This is a genomic window from Steroidobacter flavus, assembly GCF_042651805.1.
GTDB classification, from domain to species: domain Bacteria; phylum Pseudomonadota; class Gammaproteobacteria; order Steroidobacterales; family Steroidobacteraceae; genus Steroidobacter; species Steroidobacter flavus.
Genome location: NZ_JBHSDU010000015.1, coordinates 1228361 through 1249411, shown reverse-complemented (window position 1 = coordinate 1249411; position 21051 = coordinate 1228361). Strand labels below are relative to the sequence as shown.

Annotated in this window: 11 protein-coding genes; 9 read left to right on the top strand and 2 right to left on the bottom strand. The window is 62.1% G+C overall.

Annotated features, from left to right (window positions below; translation table 11 throughout):
• Positions 1–19 precede the first annotated feature (19 nt).
• The 9 genes from ACFPN2_RS33055 (at position 20) to ACFPN2_RS33015 (ending at position 17625) form a co-directional block, all read left to right on the top strand.
• Positions 20–2245 (top strand): alpha/beta hydrolase family protein, encoded by a 2226-nt coding sequence (locus ACFPN2_RS33055; RefSeq protein WP_380604734.1) that lies wholly within the window; start codon positions 20–22, stop codon positions 2243–2245.
• Positions 2246–2387: 142 nt separating this feature from the next.
• Positions 2388–2975, top strand: a complete 588-nt coding sequence (locus tag ACFPN2_RS33050; RefSeq protein ID WP_380604733.1) for an RNA polymerase sigma factor — start codon at positions 2388–2390, stop codon at positions 2973–2975.
• Positions 2956–3996: a FecR family protein gene (locus ACFPN2_RS33045; RefSeq protein ID WP_380604731.1), complete on the top strand. Its 1041-nt coding sequence runs from the start codon at positions 2956–2958 to the stop codon at positions 3994–3996. Before ACFPN2_RS33050 ends, ACFPN2_RS33045 begins: the two co-directional genes overlap by 20 nt.
• 85 nt (positions 3997–4081) lie before the next feature.
• A complete protein-coding gene (locus tag ACFPN2_RS33040; protein WP_380604729.1) occupies positions 4082–6724 on the top strand; it encodes a TonB-dependent receptor domain-containing protein in 2643 nt (880 codons plus the stop codon).
• A 36-nt stretch (positions 6725–6760) separates the two neighbouring features.
• Positions 6761–10024 (top strand): S8 family serine peptidase, encoded by a 3264-nt coding sequence (locus tag ACFPN2_RS33035; protein WP_380604727.1) that lies wholly within the window; start codon positions 6761–6763, stop codon positions 10022–10024.
• 84 nt (positions 10025–10108) lie between these two features.
• The gene (locus ACFPN2_RS33030) at positions 10109–10627 is read left to right on the top strand and encodes an RNA polymerase sigma factor (RefSeq protein WP_380604725.1); all 519 of its coding nucleotides are present in this window, start codon (positions 10109–10111) and stop codon (positions 10625–10627) included.
• A gap of 4 nt (positions 10628–10631) precedes the next feature.
• Entirely contained in the window at positions 10632–11669 is a 1038-nt protein-coding gene (locus ACFPN2_RS33025; RefSeq protein ID WP_380604723.1) for a FecR family protein, read from the top strand.
• 100 nt (positions 11670–11769) lie between these two features.
• Entirely contained in the window at positions 11770–14313 is a 2544-nt protein-coding gene (locus tag ACFPN2_RS33020; protein ID WP_380604721.1) for a TonB-dependent receptor domain-containing protein, read from the top strand.
• Positions 14314–14397: 84 nt separating this feature from the next.
• On the top strand, positions 14398–17625 hold the full coding sequence (locus ACFPN2_RS33015) for an amidohydrolase family protein (RefSeq protein WP_380604719.1): 3228 nt from the start codon (positions 14398–14400) through the stop codon (positions 17623–17625).
• A 4-nt stretch (positions 17626–17629) separates the two neighbouring features.
• Here the strand turns inward: ACFPN2_RS33015 and ACFPN2_RS33010 are convergent, their stop codons facing one another.
• Together ACFPN2_RS33010 and ACFPN2_RS33005 are read right to left on the bottom strand one after the other, a co-directional pair.
• On the bottom strand, positions 17630–20254 hold the full coding sequence (locus ACFPN2_RS33010; RefSeq protein WP_380604717.1) for an ATP-binding protein: 2625 nt from the start codon (positions 20252–20254) through the stop codon (positions 17630–17632).
• A 90-nt stretch (positions 20255–20344) separates the two neighbouring features.
• Positions 20345–20938, bottom strand: coding sequence for an ECF-type sigma factor (locus ACFPN2_RS33005; protein WP_380604715.1), 594 nt, complete (start codon positions 20936–20938; stop codon positions 20345–20347).
• Positions 20939–21051: the final 113 nt, after the last annotated feature.

Sequence of the window (21051 nt, the reverse complement as noted above, 5' to 3'; positions counted from 1 at the left end):
AGCCAACCTGGACGTCATTATGAAATTTCTCCTGGCGCCGTCGCGCGTCTGCGCGGTGCTGCGAATGTTCGGCCTGTGGCTTGGTCTGGCTCCGATGCTTGCGCAGGCCGAGGGTGGGCGCGCATTCACGATAGACGACTTGCTGAACCTCGAAGCGATTCGTGGTGCGCAGTTCGATCCGCTCGGCAGGTATGTCGTTTACGAGTACCTGCCGCCGCGAAGCGATCCGTCCGGTCGCGGGCGACTCAACTCCCACGGAGAGGAGCAGTCCAAGCTGTTCCTCTACGACGTGGAGAAGGGCGGACAGCCGCGACCGTTGTTTGACGCCTCGGGATCGGATGGATATTCGCTCCGAGGCATCTCGCCTGACGGCGGATTCATCCTGTATGCCCGGTTCTCGTCGGACCAGTTGACGTATGGTGCATTGGAAGTTGCGTCGGGACAGCGCAGGGAGTTTCGAGGCACGCCCGATTGTCATTTCACGCATGCTCCGCAGCGGCCGGTATGGGTGTCATCGCGTGAGGTCGTCTATGCGTTGAGCCCGGACGGGCGACAACCGGCTTCATGTTCCGGACGCGCGCCGTCCCCGAGTGAGCTGCAGCGTTCGTGGCAGACGTCGTACACGGGCCTGGATGCAACTGTCAGCGTGCTCGGCAGTGGGAGTTACAAGTCGGTCCACGATCAGCCCAGAAACAAAGGTCAGCTGGTGCTGGTGAACGTGCTCACCGGGCACACGCGAACCTTGGCCGAAGGGAATTTCGTTTCCTGGTTTCTCTCGCCCGATCGTAACGCCGTCGCTGCGGTTCGGATCCAGCCTGCGTCGCTCGATGGAGCGATTCCCATCGACGAGCACACGTTCGCTCGCGGCTCCAATAAACAGCTGATGCTGTACGACGTGCGCTCGGCTCAAGCCCGTTCCATTTGCGATGCATGCGGCGATGTCGCGCCGACCGGCGTGGCCTGGTCGGCGAGCGGACGGCGTATCGGTTTCGTCGCACGATCTGCGAACGCAAGCTGGCGCGAAGCGGGGATCTGGAGCTTCGATGGCAAGTCGGGCGTCACCCGGCAGGTCGCGACTCACGATCTGAAGTTATCGATGCACACGACCGGGTATCCTCTCGGCCCCAAGTGGACTTGGATGGGCGAACAGATCGCCTCGCTCGGAACATCGACGCAATCGCGCGAGGAGCGCTGGTATCTGTTGGGTGATCGTGCCGCCAAGCAGGTGCCGTCGCCACCGGCGGCAGCGCCCGGAAGCGCCAACGTAATCGCAGCGTTGGACATCCGAGCGCAGTTGACGTTCTCGCAGGAAACATCCGGAGTAGGGACGCTCGCACTGACGAGGCCATCGCAAGAACCGGTGACCCTGGTCAAAGTAAACCAACATCTGGCCGAGATCGATCAAGGCCGGCTGATGCGATTGGAACATCGCGGTCCCAACGGAGCGGCTTTGGTGTCGTGGCTACTGTTGCCGGCGTCGGCGAACCAGCACCGTCCGGTGCCAATGGTGTGCGACGTTTATCCAAGCCGGAACAATCAAACCAATTTCACCGCCGGCCCGAGCATCACAGATCGCAACGACCTGAACGGCTACATGCTCGCTTCACACGGCTACGCTGTGCTGTATCCGGGGATGCCGCTCAGTGGGTCGGAGGGACAAAGAGAGCCGGCGGAAGGGTTGGCTGCGCTCTTGATGACCGCAGTCGACGCGGCGGTCGCTACCGGCTACGTCGATGGCGACAACATCGCCGCTCAAGGCCAGAGCAATGGCGGCTTCGCCACCATAACCATCCTCACGCAAACGAATCGTTTCAAGGCCGCCGTCGCGCAAGCGGGGATTTACGATCTCTTCAGCGCTTATGGCAAGTTCAACGCAGCCGAGACGGTGAGTGCCGAAGCCGAAGGCCCCGCAATGAATAGCGCTGCCTGGTTGGAACTCGGACAGGCGGGCGTCGGGGGACTGCCATGGGAAACGCCCGATCGTTATCTTCGCAACAGTCCGCTGCTAGGCGTGGCCCGCATCGAAACGCCCGTGATGATCGTGCATGGGGATCGCGATCCAGTGACGAACATCGCCCAATCGGAGGAGCTGTTCACGGCGCTGTACCGCTTGAACAAGCCTGCGGTGTTCGTGCGCTATTGGGGCGAAGGCCATTTGCTATTCAACCCCGAGAACATTCGGGACAAATGGCGCCGGGTGTTCAAGTGGTACGACTCCCGGATCGGCGCGTCTCTTGCGCACTGACAGCACCGAATTCCGCCCGGCCAATCCTACCTAGACGAACCAGTCGCGCCGATCCCTGAGTGCCGCGACGAAAATCGGTGGATTTGCGGATTCGACGCCACCTGCCTGTATTTCCAGGCCTGGTTGCAGGTATCTTGCCGGCGTGAACGAAGCGCTCAATGACTGGTTCGCCCGCGAGATTCTGGTGCACGAGGCGTCCCTCGTGCGCTATCTCACGCGGACCTGGCCGAATCGCGACGAGATCCACGACCTGCGCCAGGAGACTTACATTCGGGTGTACGAGGCCGCGCAGAAGGCGCTGCCATACGCCGCGAAATCGTTTCTGTTCACCACGGCGCGACACTTGATGGCCGATCGGCTGCGCCGGGGCCGGATCGTTTCCATGGAAGCTGTCGGGGATCTGGAAGTGCTCCACGTCCCGGGCAATGAGCTGTCGCCCGAGCAGCGCTTGAATGCGCGTCAGGAGCTCATGCAGCTGGCGCGTGCCTTCAGCATCCTGCCGCCGAAGTGTCGTGAAGTGGTGTGGCTGCGGCGGGTGGATGAGTTGTCACAAAAGGAAGTGGCGAGCCGCTTGAGCATCAGCGAGAAGACGGTCGAGAGCCACGTGATGAAGGGCACACGACTGCTCGCCGATGCGCTGTTCAGTCGGAAGACACGTAGCAAACAAACGGATGGCAATGAGGCTATCGATATCGAAGAGGACTCCGCGCATGGACAGCCGGCAGATTGAAGAGCTGGCCAGCCAGTGGCTGGCGCGACGAGATGGCGCGGTGTGGAGCGACGGCGACGAGGCCGAGCTGCAGGCGTGGTTGAATCAATCCACCGCGCACCTGGTTGCGTTCGTGCGCCTGGAAGCGGCGTGGAAACAAGCGAAGCGACTCAAGGCGTTGAGCAACGGCGTGCCGCCCGGCGAGGTGCCCGCGCCGGAGCAGTGGCAGCTCGCTCGATTCTTCGACAAGGGCGAGATGACCGGGCAACGGTCCCGACCATCGGTGCGCGGAAGATTGCTGGTGCGAGTGGCCGCAAGCCTGATGTTGGCAGTCGTGGGCGCCATTGTTTGGTACGTCAGCGCCGTTCGTCCCGATCACAGCACGCCGGTGGGAGGCGTCGCGTCGGTGCCGATGAGCGATGGCTCGAAGGTTACGCTCAACACCGACAGTCAGATCCGCATCGATGTCACCGAGAGCGAGCGACGGGTCGAGTTGCAGCGGGGCGAAGCGTTCTTCGAAGTCGCGAAGGACCCCAGCCGACCCTTCGTCGTGACCGCCGGCGGCAAGCGAGTCATCGCGGTGGGCACGGCGTTCTCGGTTCGTCGCAATGGCAACGACGTGCAGGTCGCAATCACCGAAGGCCGAGTGCGCATCGAGGATGCAACGGAGCGCCAGCCGATGAGAGGAGCCGTCGACGAGAAGTTATTGACGCTCGCAGCCGGCAGCGTCGCGCGTGCCACCGACGATGGCGTCCTCGTGCAGGACAAGCCGATCCCCGACATCGAGAGCGACTTGAGCTGGCGCACCGGCTATTTGATTTTTCGCGACGTGGCGCTGGCCGACGCCGTCGCCGAGTTCAACCGGTACACCGACCGAAAGATCGTCATCGACGATCCGGCGGTCGCGACGATTCGCTTGAGCGGCAAGTTCCGCTCGACCCAGTTCGACGCATTTGTGCGCTTATTGGAGCAAGGCTTCCCGGTCCGCGCCGAGCGCACCGACGATCGCATCGTGCTGGTGGGCAGTCGCCGTCCGCAATAGTTGCGCGCCGACTCAGGGATTTGGTCGCGCAGGTCGTCACGGTACCCCGATGGCCACAACATAGAGCCAATTGGGGAGTCGTGAAGTGCTGAAGACCTCGAAGTTGAAATCCACGATAGCCGCGTTACTGGTGTCGGCGTCGCTGGCTGGCGCCGCGCTGGCGGACGCGCAGCGAATAGATATTCCAGCAGGGAGCCTGCTCGGTGCGCTGGAAACGCTGGCGAAGCAGGCGAATGTCGATCTGGTGTATCAGGACGAGCAGGTCAAGGGGCTCAAGACCAGAGGCGTGAGCGGCGAGTTGTCCGCGCAAGAGGCCGTGATCAAGTTGCTCGAGGGCACGTCGCTGATCGTGCGTCGTGATCCGGAGTCCGGTGCGATTCTGATCACCACGCGCGGCACAAGCGGACCGGAGCACCAGGAAACGACCAGCTCATTGCGCGATCAGATCGACGAGATTGTCGTGACGGGCACGAACATTCGCGGCGTGTCGAATCCCACCGTGCCGATCATCCAATACGATCGCAAGGATATCGAATACTCCGGCTCGCGAACCGCGCAGGACTTTCTGCAGACCATCCCGCAGAACTTCGCCGGCAACTCTTCGCTGTATAGCGGACGCGCCATCAATCCTTTCAAGTCGGCCACCAACAACAGCGGCAGCACAGGCGTCGATCTGCGTGGCCTCGGCGCCGGCTCGACACTCACGTTGTTGAACGGCCGGCGCATTCCCGCGACCGAGTCGGGAGAGTTCGTCGATGTGTCGACGCTGCCGTTGGCCATCATCGATCGCATCGACGTGCAGACCGACGGCGCTTCGGCCGTTTACGGCTCGGATGCCATCGGTGGCGTGATCAACTTCGTCACGCGCCGGGATTTCACCGGGCTCGAAGTGGGCGGCAGCGCCGGCTCGGTCACCTCGGGTGACAAACGGGACTATCAAGGGAACATCGCCGGCGGCTTCGGCTGGGGATCGGGCAGCGCCGTACTGAATCTCGGATACACCGATACCGGCAAGCTGGCGATGGCGGACCGTCCTTTCATCGGCCAGAGCGACTACGGCACGCTGCCGGGCGGCGACATCCTGCCCGACGAGCAACTGTGGAGCGGCTACGCGTCCATCGCCCAGGATCTCGGCGAGCGCACGACGTTCACCGTGGATGCGCTCTATACGCAGCGGGACCACGAGTCCACGACGTCCATGTACAACCGTGCCCAGCACCGCGTCTTCAGCATCGACAACTTGTTCGTCACGGCGCAACTCAACAGCGACCTCACGGAGAATTGGAACGTCGGTGTGTTCGCCGACTACGGCGCCAACTCGCTCGAAGAGAGCGAGAACAAAGTGCTCAACACCGGACAGAACTTCAGGTTGTTTCTATTCGAGAATGACATTCTCACGCTCGAAGGGCGGGTGAGCGGCAAGCTGTTCGATATTTACGGCGGCAAGATCAGTGTTGCCTTGGGAGCCTCGTATCGCGAGGAAGGCTACCGCGATGCCAGTCCTCCGAACGGCCGGTTCGATCCCGATATCACGCGCCGTGTGAAGGCGGCCTACGGCGAAGTCATGGTCCCGTTCATCGGTGTGGACAATGAGGTGCCGCTCGTTCGGCAATTGCAGCTCAGCGTCGCCGGTCGCTACGAGGAATACAGCGATTTCGGTACGACGTTCAATCCGCGCTACGGTTTGTTTTGGGAACTGGTGGAAGGTCTCGGTGTGCGCGCCTCGTACTCCGAATCTTTTCGCGCTCCGCCGTTATATAACGTAGGCAACCGGCCGCAGCTGGCGATTCTCGGTTTGCGCGATCCGCTGTACACCGGCACGCCCGATCCTCGCTTGCCTGCCGGAACGGTGTATGCGGCCGCCATCTACGGATCGAACAGTCTGGACGGCTTGACCGAAGAAACCGCCGACAGCATCACGCTGGGGTTGACGTTCGAGCCGCGCTCGCTGCCGGGATTGAGCGCCGAGCTGTCGTACTTCGAAGTGACCTACAAGGACCGCATCCAGTTCGTGTCGCCGGACCTGGCCGCCGGCAATCCGGCTTACGAGAATCTGATCGACCGCTCGCCCGATCCGGCGTATATCCAGAGCCTGATCGACCGTGCCCAGTCAGACGATTATTTGCTGTTCTACTCCGGCGTGTTCGATGTCAACGGCAATCAGTTGCCGGTGGTTGCCTCGGACGTGCAAGTGTTCTTCGACACGGGCACTCGCAATCTCTCGAGCGTCGACGTGCGCGGCACGGATCTGAGCGTGAAGTACAGCCTCGACACCTCGTTCGGTCATTGGAGCTTCGGCTTCAACGGCAGCTTGCTCATGGACTACAAAGTCGCCTCGTCGCCGCAGGTGCCGCCCACCGAAGGAGTCGATCAGATCTATCGCCCGGTCGAATTCAAGGCGCGAGGTTCGGTGGCATGGAGTCAGGGGGACTTCACCGTGTTCACGGCGCTCAATTACATGGATAACTACATCGATACGTTGAGCAATCCCGCTCAACCGGTCGGCATCGCGAGCTGGACCACGGTCGATCTGACGTTGAGCTACGGCGATACCAACAACCGTCGCAACGACTGGCTCGACCGGACGCGCCTGAGCCTGACGGTGCAGAACCTGTTCGATAAAGATCCGCCGTATGTGAAGACCACCGACGGGCTGAACTTCGACAGTACCAACGCCAGTCCGTTGGGACGGTTCGTCATCCTGAGATTCACCAAAGGGCTGCTGTAGTAGCCCGTTTCGCGAGCCATTTTCTTTGGAGCTGACATGAGAGCAGTACTCGTTCGGTGCGCTTGCGCCTTGAGTTTGTCGATGGTGTGCCTGGCGTCCAGCGCTGAGCCCAAACGACCGTTCCTGTTCAAGGACAGTCGCGGCGAATTGGCCGACGCGCATGCCAACGACAAACGAACGGTGTCGTTGCTCATCGCATCCGCGAAGGGAATGAACTCGCGAGTGGCGGAAGAAGCGCATAGGCTCGGGGGCGAGGTGCGCTATCGAGAAGATTCGGTCGACTATCTGCGGGTGGCAATCGCTCCCGACGCCGTCGAGGCGCTGGTCGCGTTTCCGCAAGTTCAATCGGCCGATATTCAATCCAACTCCGATCGTCGTGCCGACATCCAACTGCCCAGTGCCGACGACGCGTCGTTACCGCCGTCGACTGACGATCCATGGCCGCCGCAAGTCAGCGACTATCCGTTGTCGAAGCCGTACTCGGCCTACGACGATCTCGACATCACGCGCTTGCTGGCCGAATCGCCCACGTTCGACGGTCGCGGCGTCGTCATCGGCCATGTCGAGGGATATATCGACCTGCTACGGCCGGAGTTTCAGCAGGCGCTGAGCCTCGACGGCAAGCCGGTGCCGAAGGTGCTCGATTATCTGACCGCGAGCGATCCGCTCGAGCAGGACGAGACCAGCAACATTCGCCCGTGGGTGGCGATGAAGACGCAAGTGTCGGTGCGGGGACGCAGCTTTGAGTTCAATGGCCAGCGCTTCAGTGCGCCGAAGAGCGGCACGTTTCGAGTTGCGATGTTCGATGAGGGCGAGTTCTATCCTTTGCCCACGCGCTTCGACGTGAATCGTGACGGCGATCCCGAGGGCAGCAGTCGCTTGTTCGGGGTCTTGTGGGAGGAGCAGACCGGCACCGTCTGGGTGGACACCGATCAGGACGGCGACTTCAACGATGAAAAGGGCATGCGTGAGTTCGCGATTGCTCGCGACATCGGAGTGTTTGGGAAGGACGATCCGAATACGGCGGTCCGCGAGACGGTGGGCTTCACCGTCCAGATCGACAAGCGCAATAAGTTCGTTGCCATTCTGTGTGCGTTCGGTGGCCACAGCAGCGCCGTTGCTGCCGCCGCGGCCGCCAATGGCAAAGTGGTTCCGCAGGGACGCGTCTCAGGTATCGCGCCCAACGCGCAGCTGATCTCGATCGAGTACGGCTTCAGCACGGGCGGCGCCGTCGAAGGATTGATCGCCGCGTTCAAGGATCGTCGCATCGACGTGGTGCTGTTCGAGCAATCCGTGTTCATCGACAATTCCTATCGGCTGAAGGATGGTCGGTTCACACCGACAATCGTGATCGCGCGCCTGATCGACAGGTACAACAAGTTGTTTCTGGTGCCCGGCGACAACTTGCCTGGATTGAATCGCGCATCGGACTATGGCGCATCGGGCGCGGCGCTCGCGGTCGGTGCGTACCAGAGCCAGGCGAACTTTCTCAACAGCAATGGCATCGTGACTCGGAACCAGGACAATCTGCACTGGGTCGGCTCCTACGGCCCGGCCGGCAATGGCGCGATGCTGCCGGACGTGATGGCTCCGTCGGCCATCATCTCGATCACCAGTATCTTCAAGGATGACCCGGCCCGGAATGTCAACGGCCTTTATCGACTCCCGCCGGGTTATATGATGTGTAGCGGGACCTCGTGCGCGACGCCGGTGGCCACTGGCACGGTGGCGTTGCTGATCAGCGCTGCCAAACAACGCGGCGTGAAATACGACGCGCAACGACTGCGTCATGCGCTCACGATGAGCAGCCGGTACATGAACAGCATCGAGACGCATCAGCAGGGCAATGGTTTGTTACAGGCCAAGGCAGCGTGGGATCTGCTGCAGAAACTAGATGCGTCGGCGCCGCCGTTGACTATCGTCAGTAGCGCGCCGGTCAAGACCGCGCTGAGCTCGTGGCTCGAAGTCCCCGATCAGGGTGTCGGCATCTTCGAACGAGAAGGATGGAAACCGGGCGACGCCGGCCAGCGAGTGATCACCTTCACGCGGACCGGCGGTCCCGCTCGGCCGATGACGTTTCGCGTGTCCTGGCAGGGCGATATCGAAACATATAAGAGTGCTACGGAAGTGACGTTGCCGCTCAACACACCGGTCGCATTCCCGGTGCAAATCTCGACCCAGAGCGAGGGCACGCACAGCGCGCTGCTGTCGCTCGATCACGAGTCGATTCCGGGGCACGCGTATCGAGTGATGAATACCGTAGTAGCCGCGCCGTCCCTGGATGCGTCCAACGCATACACCATGGCACACAAGGCCGATGTGCCGCGTCCGGGCAAGCATAGCTTTTATTTCCACGTGCCCGCCGGCGCCGCCACGCTGAAGCTCGACTTCAAGGTTCCTGACGGCGTGATCAAACTGGTGTTCACGCCCGACAACCGCGTCGCTTACGTGCAATCGTCCGACTACATCGTGGACCGGCCGGCATCGGGCGTGTGGGAAGTGTTGCTCAGTGAAAACACGGACCTGAGAAAGTTCTCGCCCGGGTTGCCGCAGCCGTTGCCACCGACGCCGACGACGATCACCGCGTCGCTCTTGAATGCCGGCGGGGATACGATGAGTGTGAACCTGGGGCCGTTGCTGCCAGGCAAGTCGGTCACGCGTGAATTGAATCTGGTCAATCGTGGCGCCAGCTTCACGGGCGGGTTGCTCACCAGTCCCATGGGCAGTGTCCACCGAAAGACAGCGACGATTCGCAATCGCGAGCAGCAGGTCTATCGGATCGACGTGCCCGCCGGCTCGACTCAACTGCGGGTGGATGTCGAGGCGGGCACGGCGGGCGATGTGGATTTGTATCTCTTCGATTGCACCGGTGACAGCTGCGCACCGGCCCGAAGCAGTCTCAACCCGGCAGGCAGCGAATCCGTCGTCGTGAATCAGCCCAGGGCAGGGCAGTGGAAAGTGGTCGTCGACGGTGCACGCATCGCTTCCGGCCGCGCCGACTACAAGTACAGCGATGTGATCTTCAATCCCCGTTACGGGACGATCGCCGTCACCGACGTGCCGGTTGAGCGCGCAATAGGGGCGCAATGGACGGCGTCCGCCAACATCTGGCTGGCGCAGTCGTTGCCGGCGGGGCGCGAACCCTATGGAGCGATTCTCATCGGCAGCGATCAGCTCCGGGCCGCCGCGCGCTATCCCGGCAGCCCGCCGCTGGCGGACTACAATCCGGAGGCCTCCCGGCAAAAGCAGGGGCCGGCGGCGGTGGGAACGATTGCGGTGGAGATGACCGGCTCGCCCTGAGCCGGTCCCCTCACAAAAAATCAGGTAGCCATTTTTCTTCGGGCCACGCTCTACTTGGACGAGCCACAGCCAAGTTGAGCGCCCTTGCCCACGTCCGATAAGCAGGTTTTCGTCACTGCCGTTGAAAAGCAGCACGGCCAGAACCTGCGTCGCTATCTCGCCTCGCGGCTGCGTAACGCGGCCGCAGATCTTCCCGATCTGGTCCAGGAGGTGTTCCTGCGCCTGTTGCGCGTCGAGCAGCACGAGACCATCCGCAATCCCCAGGCCTACCTGATCACCATCGCGAGCCATGTACTGCATCAGCATGCCCTGCGCCAGGCCGCCAATCCGGAGCCCACGGAAATGCTGGATGCGCTGTTCGAAATGCAGTCCACCGTCGAGGACCCGGCACTGCAGATCGAGACGCAGCAACGCGTCGCTCAGCTGGAGCAGGCGATGAAGCAGCTCTCTCCCAAGGCGCGCTCGGTGCTGGTGTTGCATCGTCGTGACGGCTTTTCGCTCGACGAGATCGCCTCGCACCTGGGGATGTCGCGCGGCATGGCGAAGAAATATCTCGCTCAGGCGCTGTCCCATTGCCGACAGCGCATGCCGGCGCAGGAGTAAGGAAGTGGCAGGACGCAATGCGCAGATCATCGACGAGGCGGCGGAGTGGTTCGTCGAATTCAGTTGCGACGACGACGATCAGAATGCGCGACGCGCGTTCGACGCGTGGTTGCGAAAGTCGCCCGAGCACGTGCGTGCTTATCTGGAAATGTTTCCGCTCTGGCAGGACGCGTCGAAGGTCGACGCCGGTCACACCGCGAGCGCCGATGAGTTGATCGAGCTGGCCCGGGCCGGCGGCAACGTCGTGCCGTTGGAGGGCCGGCGGTTCGATCGCGTCAGGCAGGTGAGGCGGGGCAGGCCGTGGCTCATCGTGGCGGCTGCGGCGCTGCTCGTCTGTGTGATCGGAGCATTCGTATGGTTGCAAACCCTGCGGGGCTCGACCTACGAAACGGGCGTGGGTGAGCAGCGCGCGGTCTCGCTGCCCGACGGCTCGATCGTCGAGATCAACGCTCGCTCGCGCGTTCGGGTTCGCTATGCCGAAACGCGGCGCGATGTGATTCTTCTCGAAGGACAGGCACTGTTCAAAGTTCACAAGGACGCCTCTCGTCCCTTCGTCGTGTACAGCGGCGATACGCGGATTCGCGCCGTTGGCACGCAGTTCGACGTGGACCGAAGCCGCCGGGGCACGGTGGTCACCGTGCTTGAAGGCCGCGTCGCCGTGATCGCCGATCCGACTCAGGATGTTTCGACCTCGTCGAGCCCGGTGCTGACGCCCGCTTCCGGAACGTTTGTTTCCGCGGGCGAGCAGACCATCGTCCGCGAGAGCACTCGGCCTCGTGCGCTGCCCGTGAATGTTGAAGATGCCACAGCATGGAGAGAGCGGCGGCTGGTGTTCAGCGGTACACCGCTCACCGTCGTGGCGGAGCAGTTCAATCGTTACAACGAGCGACGCCTGCTGGTTCGCGATACCCGACTCGACAAGTTCCTGGTCAGCGGCACGTTCTCATCGACCGATCCCGCCTCGCTGGTTCGTTTCCTACACGCGCAATCGGACCTGCGCGTCGAGGAGTCCGATTCAGACATCGAGATTTTTTCCAACTGAAGTGACCACTTTCCGCTCACGATTGCTCTACCCCTGCATGAAGTCGTCAGCATCTCGCTCGACGACATTTGCAAGCCTGAGACAAGGCTGGGGAGTTTTCATGCGCGTGACCGCGGTTGCCACTGCCATCTGTGTTTCCCTCGTGAGTCTTTCGGTCGCGCAGGAGGTGCGCGCGGCGATTCGCAAGCCGACCTATATTCCGGCGCAACCGCTCGAGCCAGCGTTACAGGCGCTCGCCAAAGTCTGCGATCTGCAAGTTGTCTATCGCACCGAGATCGTCGGTCGGCAGCTGAGCGAAGGCGTGGCGGGGGACGTGACCGCAGATGAGGCCCTGCAGAAGATTCTCAGCGGCACCGGGCTCACGTACATGTATCTGGACGAGAAGACCGTCACGATTGTTCCGCCGACTGCTCCGGCAACAGACTCTCCGCGTGGAGACAGCGCACCGCTCGAACTTCAAGAGATCGTCGTAACAGGCAGTCACATTCGCGGCGCCGAAAGTTCCTCACCCGTGGTCACGCGTACGCAAGATCAAATGTTGGATGCCGGGCAGAATTCTTTGCGCGAGGTGTTACGCACGATTCCGCAGAATTTCACCGGCGGTCAGAATCCCGGCACCGGATTCGGCTTGGGCTCGACGGCGGCGGGCTCGGGCAATCTCACCGGCGCATCGACGTTGAACCTGCGCGGCGTGGGCAACCAAGCGACGTTGACGTTGTTGAACGGCCATCGCCTGGCCTATGCCTCCAGCAGCAATTCCGTCGACATTTCTTCGATTCCGTTCGGTGCCGTCGAGCGCATCGAAATCGTCGCTGACGGCAGCTCCGCGCTGTACGGCGCCGATGCGGTCGTGGGCGTCGCGAACATTATCTTGAAGCGGGACTACGAAGGCGTCGACGCGAGCGCTCGCTTCGGTGTCTCCACCGAAGGCGGCAACGAGCAACAACAGTACGGGCTCACCTCCGGCACGACCTGGGACACCGGCGGAATTCTGGTGGCGGCCGAGTATCAAGATACGAATGCTATCTATGCCGATCAGCGCAGCTATGCGAAGCGTCGGTCTCCCGGCCTGGGGCTGATGCCTGAGCTCGAGAATCAAAGCGTGCTGGTCAGCGGTCATCAGCAGCTCGCATCGAACCTGTCGTTCGAGTTCGACGGCTTCTATGCCGAGCGCTCGAGTTACTACACCTATGCGAGCGACGCTCGCGGTAGTTACCTGCTGAACGGCGGCACTCAAGACTCGCAGGCTGAGTCTTTCGTGCTCGCGCCTTCGTTGCAACTGGAGCTGGGGGGCGACTGGCGGACGTCGCTGTCCACCATGGTTGGCCATGACTATGCAGACTTCTATCAAGAGGCCTATCTCAACAACGCCAGTATCGCGGCGGCGACGATTGGCATGAACAACAAGACAGCGTCGGTCGAGATCAACGCCGATGGGCCGCTGTTCGCCCTGCCGGCGGGCATGGTGCGGGCGGCGGTGGGTGGCGGTTATCGTGAGCAGTCGATGCGACAGACCAACACCTTTGCGAAGGCGAAGGAACAAGAGACTTACTTCGGCTTCGCCGAGTTGAATCTGCCGTTGCTCCAGAATCTCAGTGCGAGCGCGGCGATTCGCTATGAAGACTATCCCGACATCGGCGATGTCACGACTCCCAAGCTGGGCCTGATCTATTCGCCCACGCCGGATTTCGATCTCAAGGCGTCGTGGGGGCGCTCGTTTCGTGCGCCGAGCATCTATCAGACGTACGTCCAGGCCAACATCGTCGCTCGCCCCGTCACGACGTACGGTGGCACGGGCTATCCAACCACTGCCAGCGCGCTGTACTTGTTGGTCGGTGGCCGCGAATTGAAGCCCGAACGCGCCAAGACCTGGTCGGCAACGCTGGACCTGCACCCGCGCGCTCTCAGCAATCTGCAAGTGGAGCTGAGTTATTTCAACATCGATTACACCGACCGCATTCTCGCGCCCATCACCTACCCAGCGCGCTCGCTGAGCGATCCGATCTATCGCGATCTGGTGAATCTCTCGCCCTCGGATGCCGATAAGACTGCCGCTGTCGCCGCGGCGATTGCCAGTGGCGGCACGTTCTTCAATCAACTGGGCCGGGCCTACGATCCCGCGGACGTGGTCGCCATCATCGACAACCGCACGGCCAACGTCGCCGAACAAAACATTCGCGGCGTCGACGCGACGGTCGCGTATTCCTGGGGCTCGCTGACCTTCACCGGTTACGCAAGCTACATGGACAGCAAACAGAAGCTCAGCAGTTTGCAGCCGTATGTCGACCTGGCGGGTTCGGTGTTCAATCCACCGCATCTGCGCGGTAACGTCGGTGTGGTGTGGGGCCTGGATGCGCTGACGCTCAGTTCCTTCGTCAATTACATCGGCGGTGTCGAGGATGTGCAGATCACGCCGAGCCGCGATGTGTCTTCGATGACGACGCTGGATCTCACGGCGCGCTTTCAGGTGCCGGACGGCCCTTCGCTGTTCCGGAACCTCGAGCTGATGTTGTCGATGCAGAACGTGTTCGACGCGCAGCCGGATTCGATTTACACCAGCAGCTCCATTTTCCATCCCTACGATTCCACCAACTACTCGCCGGTCGGCCGCTTCGTGCGCTTCGGCATTTCCAGACATTGGTGAGGATGGCCCGAGCTCAACCGTCTTAATTAGCTGCGGGGCCGGGGCGCGCCCGGTCTCGCGGTCATTCTCACTCGAGGTTCCAGCATGATTCGCTCGGCTCAGGCGGCGATGTGGGTGGCTTTTTGTCTGTGGATTGCTCTGGCTCCGGCGCGAGCCGAGCCGACGCGCGAAATATCGTTCACGACCACGGAAGGCACGTGGATCTCGCTCGATGTCTCGCCCGATGGTCGCACTATCGTTTTCGACCTTCTCGGCGATCTCTATACGCTGCCCGTCGAAGGCGGGCAGGCGACTGCGCTCACGCGCGGCATCCCTTACGATACGCAGCCTCGCTTCTCGCCCGATGGCCGCGAGATTGTCTTCGTGAGCGATAGCAGTGGCTCAGAGAATGTCTGGCTGATGAATGTCGATGGCACGAACGCGCGCAAGTTGACGTCTGAGACCATGGCCCATTTCGTCTCGCCCTCGTTCACGCAGAATGGCAAGGAAATCCTGGTCTCGCGACACAAGCCCTTCACCTATCAAAGCTCCTTCGAGCTCTGGCTCTATCATCGCGATGGCGGGCACGGGGTGACCCTGGTTCGCAGCCAGCCCACGCCGGGCATGTCGATGGACTCATGGAACAACGCGATGGGTGCGATTGCGTCTGGCGACGGTCGTTATATTTATTATTCCTTCGCGCGCGGCTTCCTGGCGAACTTTTCGTATGAAGCGGGACTGCCGCGCGCGATGCCGTACTGGCAAGTCCGGCGACGGGATCGCAGAACGGGCGAAGAGGTGGATGTCACGGCCGCGGCTGGCAGCGGCATGCGGCCGGTGCTGTCTCCTGACGGTCGCAACCTCGTCTATGGAACGCGCAATCGCGCGTCCACAAATCTGATGATACGAGATCTGCGCACCGGCGATGAACGGTTGCTGATCGCGGGCGTGCAACGTGACGATCAAGAGTCATCGAAGCCCGACCACGATTTGCTGCCGGGCTACGCGTTCACCCCCGATGGCAAGCGGCTCATCACGGCCTACGACGGAAAGATTCATAGCGTGGACGTGGTGAGGGGCGAGGCTCGCGTCATTCCGATGAGCGTGCCGGTGTCGCGTGAGATCGGGCCGGCGTTACAAACACAGAGTCGAGTGCCGCAGGGGCCAGTCGTCGCGCGCATCGTGCAACGACCGACGTTGTCGCCAGATGGAAAGTCGCTCGCGTTCACTGCGTTCGGTCAGCTCTATGTGAAGTCGCTACCGAGCGGCGAACCGAAGCCGTTGACGAGCGGATCGCGCGGCGGCTATCAACCCGCGTGGTCGGCCGACGGTCGATGGATTGTCTATACGACGTGGACCAGCACGGAAGGTGGGGCGCTGTGGAAGATTCGTGCGTCGGGCTCCGGGCGCGCCATTCGTCTCACCAACGACGCCGCTTACTATCGCGATCCGGTGTGGTCGCCGGATGGCACGCGAGTGCTGGCGATGCGCATGTCGAAGAGCGACTTCTCGAAAGGTGCGGCGGATATGTCGCTTGCCGGCATCGATGAGCACGCCGAGGAGGCGAGTGAAAGCGGCGTATCGCTTGGCGCCTCGGCGGCCATGGATCTTGCGTGGGTGCCCGCTGATAGCGGCGACACGCACGTCATTGTTTCAGCGCCCGGCTTGATGCGACCTCATTTCGGTCCCGAGAACGACCGGGTTTATCTGTCGTCGGGTCTGGGGCTGGTCTCCATGCGGCTCGATGGCAGCGATCGTCGCGCCGTGCTGGAGTTGAAGACTTCCGTGATGGGCTCGGGCAGTGGTGGAATGGAGATGCAGCCGATGGTGCTGCTGAGCCCCGATGGCCAGCAGGTTCTGGCACACGTTCGCGGGCGAGTGTACGCGTTTCCCATGGCGTGGACAGGTGTTGCTCCGCTGACGATCGATGTGTCGGCAGCGCAAGTGCCGATGCGTCGTTTGGATCAGCAAGGCGGCGACGATATCGCATGGAATAAATCGGGAACGACGGCGCTGTGGACGCTGGGCGCCACCGTGTTTCGTGCGCCCGTTAACGTCGAGGCCGCCGTCGAGTCGGACGCATTGGCGCTGCGGATCGAGAAGCCAAGAGCGCAGCCTCGTGGAGCGGTTGTGTTGAGCGGCGCCCGAGTCATCACAATGAAGGCGGACGAAGTGATCGAGGATGCGGACGTTCTCGTTGTCGACAACCGAATCTCCGCCATTGGCCCGCGCGGCGCGTTACAGCTGCCAGCGAAGGTCACGCGCGTGGACGTCGCGGGTAAGACGCTGGTCCCCGGCTTCATCGATCTGCATCCTCACATGCTGGCGCTTCGGCGCGGCGTGCTCGAACTGCAGGCGTGGCCTTTTCAAAACTATCTGTCGTACGGGGTGACGACGGGGCGCGATCCGCAGACGATGAACGTCGATCCGCTGGTGCACGAAGATCTGGTCGAGGCTGGTGAAGTGCTCGGCTACCGTTCTTTCTCGACCGGTCCGGGTGCGTTTCCAACAAACGATATCCAATCGCTGGAGGATGCCCTCAGAGTCGTCCGGCGCTATCGGGACTTCTATGGCGTGCGGACGATCAAGTCTTATCTGATAGGCAATCGTCAGCAGCGCCAATGGATCATCGAAGCCGCCAGGCACCTGAATGTCATGCTCACGACGGAGGGCGGCGGCGATCTCGTTCTCGACATCACGCACGCGCTCGACGGCATGCAGGGCAACGAGCACGTCCTGCCCTACACATTGCATGACGACGTCATTCAACTCTTCAGTCGCACGGGCATCGTCTATACGCCGGCGATCCTGGAGACGTATGGCGGGCCTTCCGGTTGGAGCCCGGGTTATCAGAACCCGTCGCTCTACGACGATGAGAAGCTGCGTCGTTTCTACCCGCCCGACGGCTTGAGTCGCAAACGACGCTCGCAATGGATACCGCCGGAAGAACGATTCACGTCACAACTGGCGCAATCGGCGGTGGCAGTCGCTCGTGCTGGAGGACGCGTTTGCGTCGGCAGTCACGGCAACTTCGCGGGTCTCGGCTATCACTGGAATCTGTGGGCGTACGCCGACGGCGGGCTCACCGCTCTCGAAGCGTTGCGTGCCGCGACGATGTGCGGCGCCGAGGCGCTGGGATACTCACAGGACCTTGGCAGCATCGAGCCCGGCAAGCTCGCCGACATTCTGGTGCTGGACCAGAACCCGCTCGACGACATCCGGCACACCGAATCGATTCGCTATGTGATGAAGAACGGCGTGCTCTATCGAGGCGACACCTTGGAAGAGCAGTGGCCCACCCAGCGGCCGGCACCGCCGCTGTGGTGGCACTAAGTTGTCATCGACTCCGGTGTGCCATCGCGAGCGCCGCCGCGCGCGTTGGCACGCCGAGCTTGGTGAGAATGGCCGAGACGTGGTGATCCACCGTTCGAGTCGACACAAACAGTTTGGTGGCGATCTCGGCGTTGCGCAGCCCTTGTGACATCAGGTCGAAGATCTGCGCTTCACGCAGCGTCAGTCCCATGGGGTTGTCCTGCGTCGAACGGCGCGAGCCGCGCGGAATGCGACGGACGCCGTCCAGTCGCATCTGCCGGCGCAGTGCTTGAGCGAACAGGGTCGAGCCCAGCTCCTCAAACATTTCGAGCGCGCGTCGCTTCTCGGTCTCGCCACCATAACGGGCCAACACGGCTGCTTGATCGTGTCGGCAGCCTAGTTTTTCCCAGGCGAGCGCGGCTTCCCGCCACTTGCCCACGAGTTCCAATGCGTAGGGACCCACGGTTTGCTCAGGGGCAGCCACCCAGGTGCCCAGTCGTTGCAACCACGCAGCCAACTCGCTTTGGATCCAGTGATCCTGAGTCTTCAGTGCTCGCTCATACACTGGCAGCAACTCCGCGACTGCCGCGGCGGGATCGCCGGCAAGCCATGCCGCTTCGGCCGATGCCACCGTCAGCGGCACGATTCGTTGCAACTCTTCAGTGAGCTGGACGAGCGTGCGAGCATCATTCAAAGCCGCGGTCGCTTGCGGATCGCCACGACGGGTTCGCAATTGACCCAGCACGATGAGTGCGGGCGCCTGTGCCGCCACGGTGGTCGAGCAGTTCTGCAATACCTTCTGTGCGTCCTCGCCCGCGCCATCCCAGTCGCACAGTTCGAACTTCAGGCGAGCGCGCCACGCCGTCATGTACAGGACCCACGAATCCAGATCGTGTTCTTCGCAGTACGCGATTCCTTCGGCGGCGTAACGTTGTGCCAACTCATAGTTGCGGGAGGCGACAGACGAGGAAGTCAGATTCGTATAGGCACGCGCGACGTGCTCCTGCAGATTGCCTTCCAGCGCGATCCGCAAGCTGCGTTCCAGATCCTCATAGCCCGTGACATCGCCGGCATTGAGCTTGGCGGCGCCGCGGTTGTTCAATGAATGACTGACGATTTCCCAGTTGCCCCAGGGCTCGGCGAGCGCGAGCGTGCGGTCGGCCCACGCGATCGCGGATGAGCTTTCCTGCGCAAGCATTTCAAGCTGAGCTCGATTGCTGTAAGCCATGGCCAGCTCGGGTCCGGCAGGCAACTGTTCCAATGTATCGATTGCTTCGATGGCGTGGTTCATGGCCTCGGCGCCGAGGCCGGCGAACCAGCTGAGTCGTGACAGCCAGCGCTGCGAGTCGCCTTGTTTCAGTCTATTGCCGAGAGCGCGCCAGATCGCCGCGGCTTCGCGACGTGTGGCCACGGCTTCATCGATCTGATTGGTCAGATAACATTCGTACGACAACGCTTCCAGCAAACGTGCTCGTTCCTCGGGATTCAGTTTTTCCTCGTAGCGTAGGGCCGTGCGATAGTGCGCGGCGGCTTCGCGATGGGCTCTCACTGAGGCTGCTTGAGTGGCTGCGAGCGGCGCGAAACGTAAGACGGCTTCGGCGTTTTCGGCGCCGTTCGCATGATGGGTGATGCGAGCTGCCGAAACGCCTGGTCGTTGTGCCAGGACTCCAAACACTTTCGCGTGCAGACTGAGCCGGCGCAGTTTGGAGAGCGAATCCTGGAAGGCGCGACGCGTGAGCTCGTGTCTGAAGGAGAGGGCACCGTCGGCATCGCGGATCATGCCGATGCCCAAACATTCCTCCACGCTGGCATCGTCCACAGCGACCGCTTGTTTGATCAGCCAGGCTTCGGTTCTCGCCGGAACCACGCTGACCACTTCCGCGATAGCGCGTGCCTTCGCGGACAATTGCGATGCGCGTGCGAGTACGGCGTCACGGACGGTGGCAGGCACTGAAGCAGTGGGCTCGGCTAGCACTTCGGTAACAAACAGCGGATTCCCGCCAGTGATTCGATGCAGATCGTCGGTGCTGCGACCGGCTTGCCTGGCCAGGTCCGCGACCGCGCTTTCCGATAGCGGCGACAAGAGCATGCGATGCGTGTTGGCGCGAGGCAGCTCACCAAGCACCGAACACAACGGATGCCTCGAGTGAACTTCGTCGTCTCGATAGGTGATGGCCAGCAACGCCTTGGTTCGATGAATACGACGGCCGAGAAATTTGAGCAGATCCAGCGTGGCTTCATCGGCCCAATGGACATCCTCAAACACCACCAGCGACTCGGCGCGCTCAAGCTCATCCAACGCGGCGTTGAAGATGACCTCGCGATTCGTCGCCGTTGTTACGGTCGTCAACAGTCCGCCGCGAGCTTGCCTTGCGATGTCATGCAACGGCGCCAGCGGACGAGGCGTGAACAACGAATCGCAGGCGCCCCAGAGCACTCGGGTCTTGCGCTGTTGCCGGGCGAATTCCTGCATCAGCGAGGTCTTGCCCAGGCCGGCTTCACCGCCGACCAGTGCGATGCGGCCGCCGCTCCTGGCCGCCGCCAGCCATTCCGTCAGATCCTGGAGATGACGTTCGCGCTCGAGCAAGGGCGCCGTGACGAAGCCTCTGGTCTGGCGCATCTGGATTGCCTGCACGTTGATCGCGCTCATGACTGTTATGTCCCCGGGCCAGCAGGAAAGGTTCTGGTACCAGGGTCATCGGAATCGGCCAGGCAAAGCCGACATCGGCCGCGAAAAATCTCAGGACGGGGTGGGGTCGGGCAGGTGGGCCAGGGCGCGATGCAGAAACAGCCGGGCCTTTTCCCAATCGCGCTGGATGGTGCGCTCGGACATGCCCCACATCGCGGCGATATCGGTAAAGGAAAAGCCGCTGAAATATTTCAGGTCGACCACCTGCGCCAGCCGCGGCTCGACGCCGGCCAGTTGCTCGATGGCGTCGCTCAAGCGTTGCAGCTCTTCGACGTCGGCGGCCTGTTCGGGAATGTCGGTGGGCAGCGAGGTGATCTCGAAGCCGCCGCCGCGTTTCAGCGCCTGACGGCTGCGGGCGTAATCGATGATCAAGCCCCGCATCGCGCGCGAGGCATAGGCCAGGAAATGCGCTTGATCGGGAAACAGCGCCCGATGCCGGTCGCTGATGTTCAAATACGCTTCATGAAGTAGCGTCGTCGCGCCGAGCGTCAAGGCGCCGCCGCCGTTGCGGCGTAGTTCGCGTTGGGCGATTCGTCGTAGATCGCCGTAAAGGCTGACAAACAGCTCCTGACGGGCGGCGGGGTCGAGCGCGGTCAAAGCGGCGGATTCCGGCCGCGATTGTGGTGTTGGCTGCTGCGGATTCAAAGCGCGACCTCCCGGGCCGGTCATCCCCACCGGCGTGGCGATTCTATAGCACGAGGCCCGCCGCCCAGAAATTGCCCTGTCGGGTGGCGCCGTCGCTTTCCGATTACGGTTAG

Coding starts and splice junctions, on each gene's coding strand:
- ACFPN2_RS33020 (WP_380604721.1), top strand. CDS start 11,770: ATGCGCGTGACCGCGGTTGCCACTGCCATCTGTGTTTCCCTCGTGAGT.
- ACFPN2_RS33010 (WP_380604717.1), bottom strand. CDS start 20,254: ATGAGCGCGATCAACGTGCAGGCAATCCAGATGCGCCAGACCAGAGGC.
- ACFPN2_RS33015 (WP_380604719.1), top strand. CDS start 14,398: ATGATTCGCTCGGCTCAGGCGGCGATGTGGGTGGCTTTTTGTCTGTGG.
- ACFPN2_RS33055 (WP_380604734.1), top strand. CDS start 20: ATGAAATTTCTCCTGGCGCCGTCGCGCGTCTGCGCGGTGCTGCGAATG.
- ACFPN2_RS33035 (WP_380604727.1), top strand. CDS start 6,761: ATGAGAGCAGTACTCGTTCGGTGCGCTTGCGCCTTGAGTTTGTCGATG.
- ACFPN2_RS33045 (WP_380604731.1), top strand. CDS start 2,956: ATGGACAGCCGGCAGATTGAAGAGCTGGCCAGCCAGTGGCTGGCGCGA.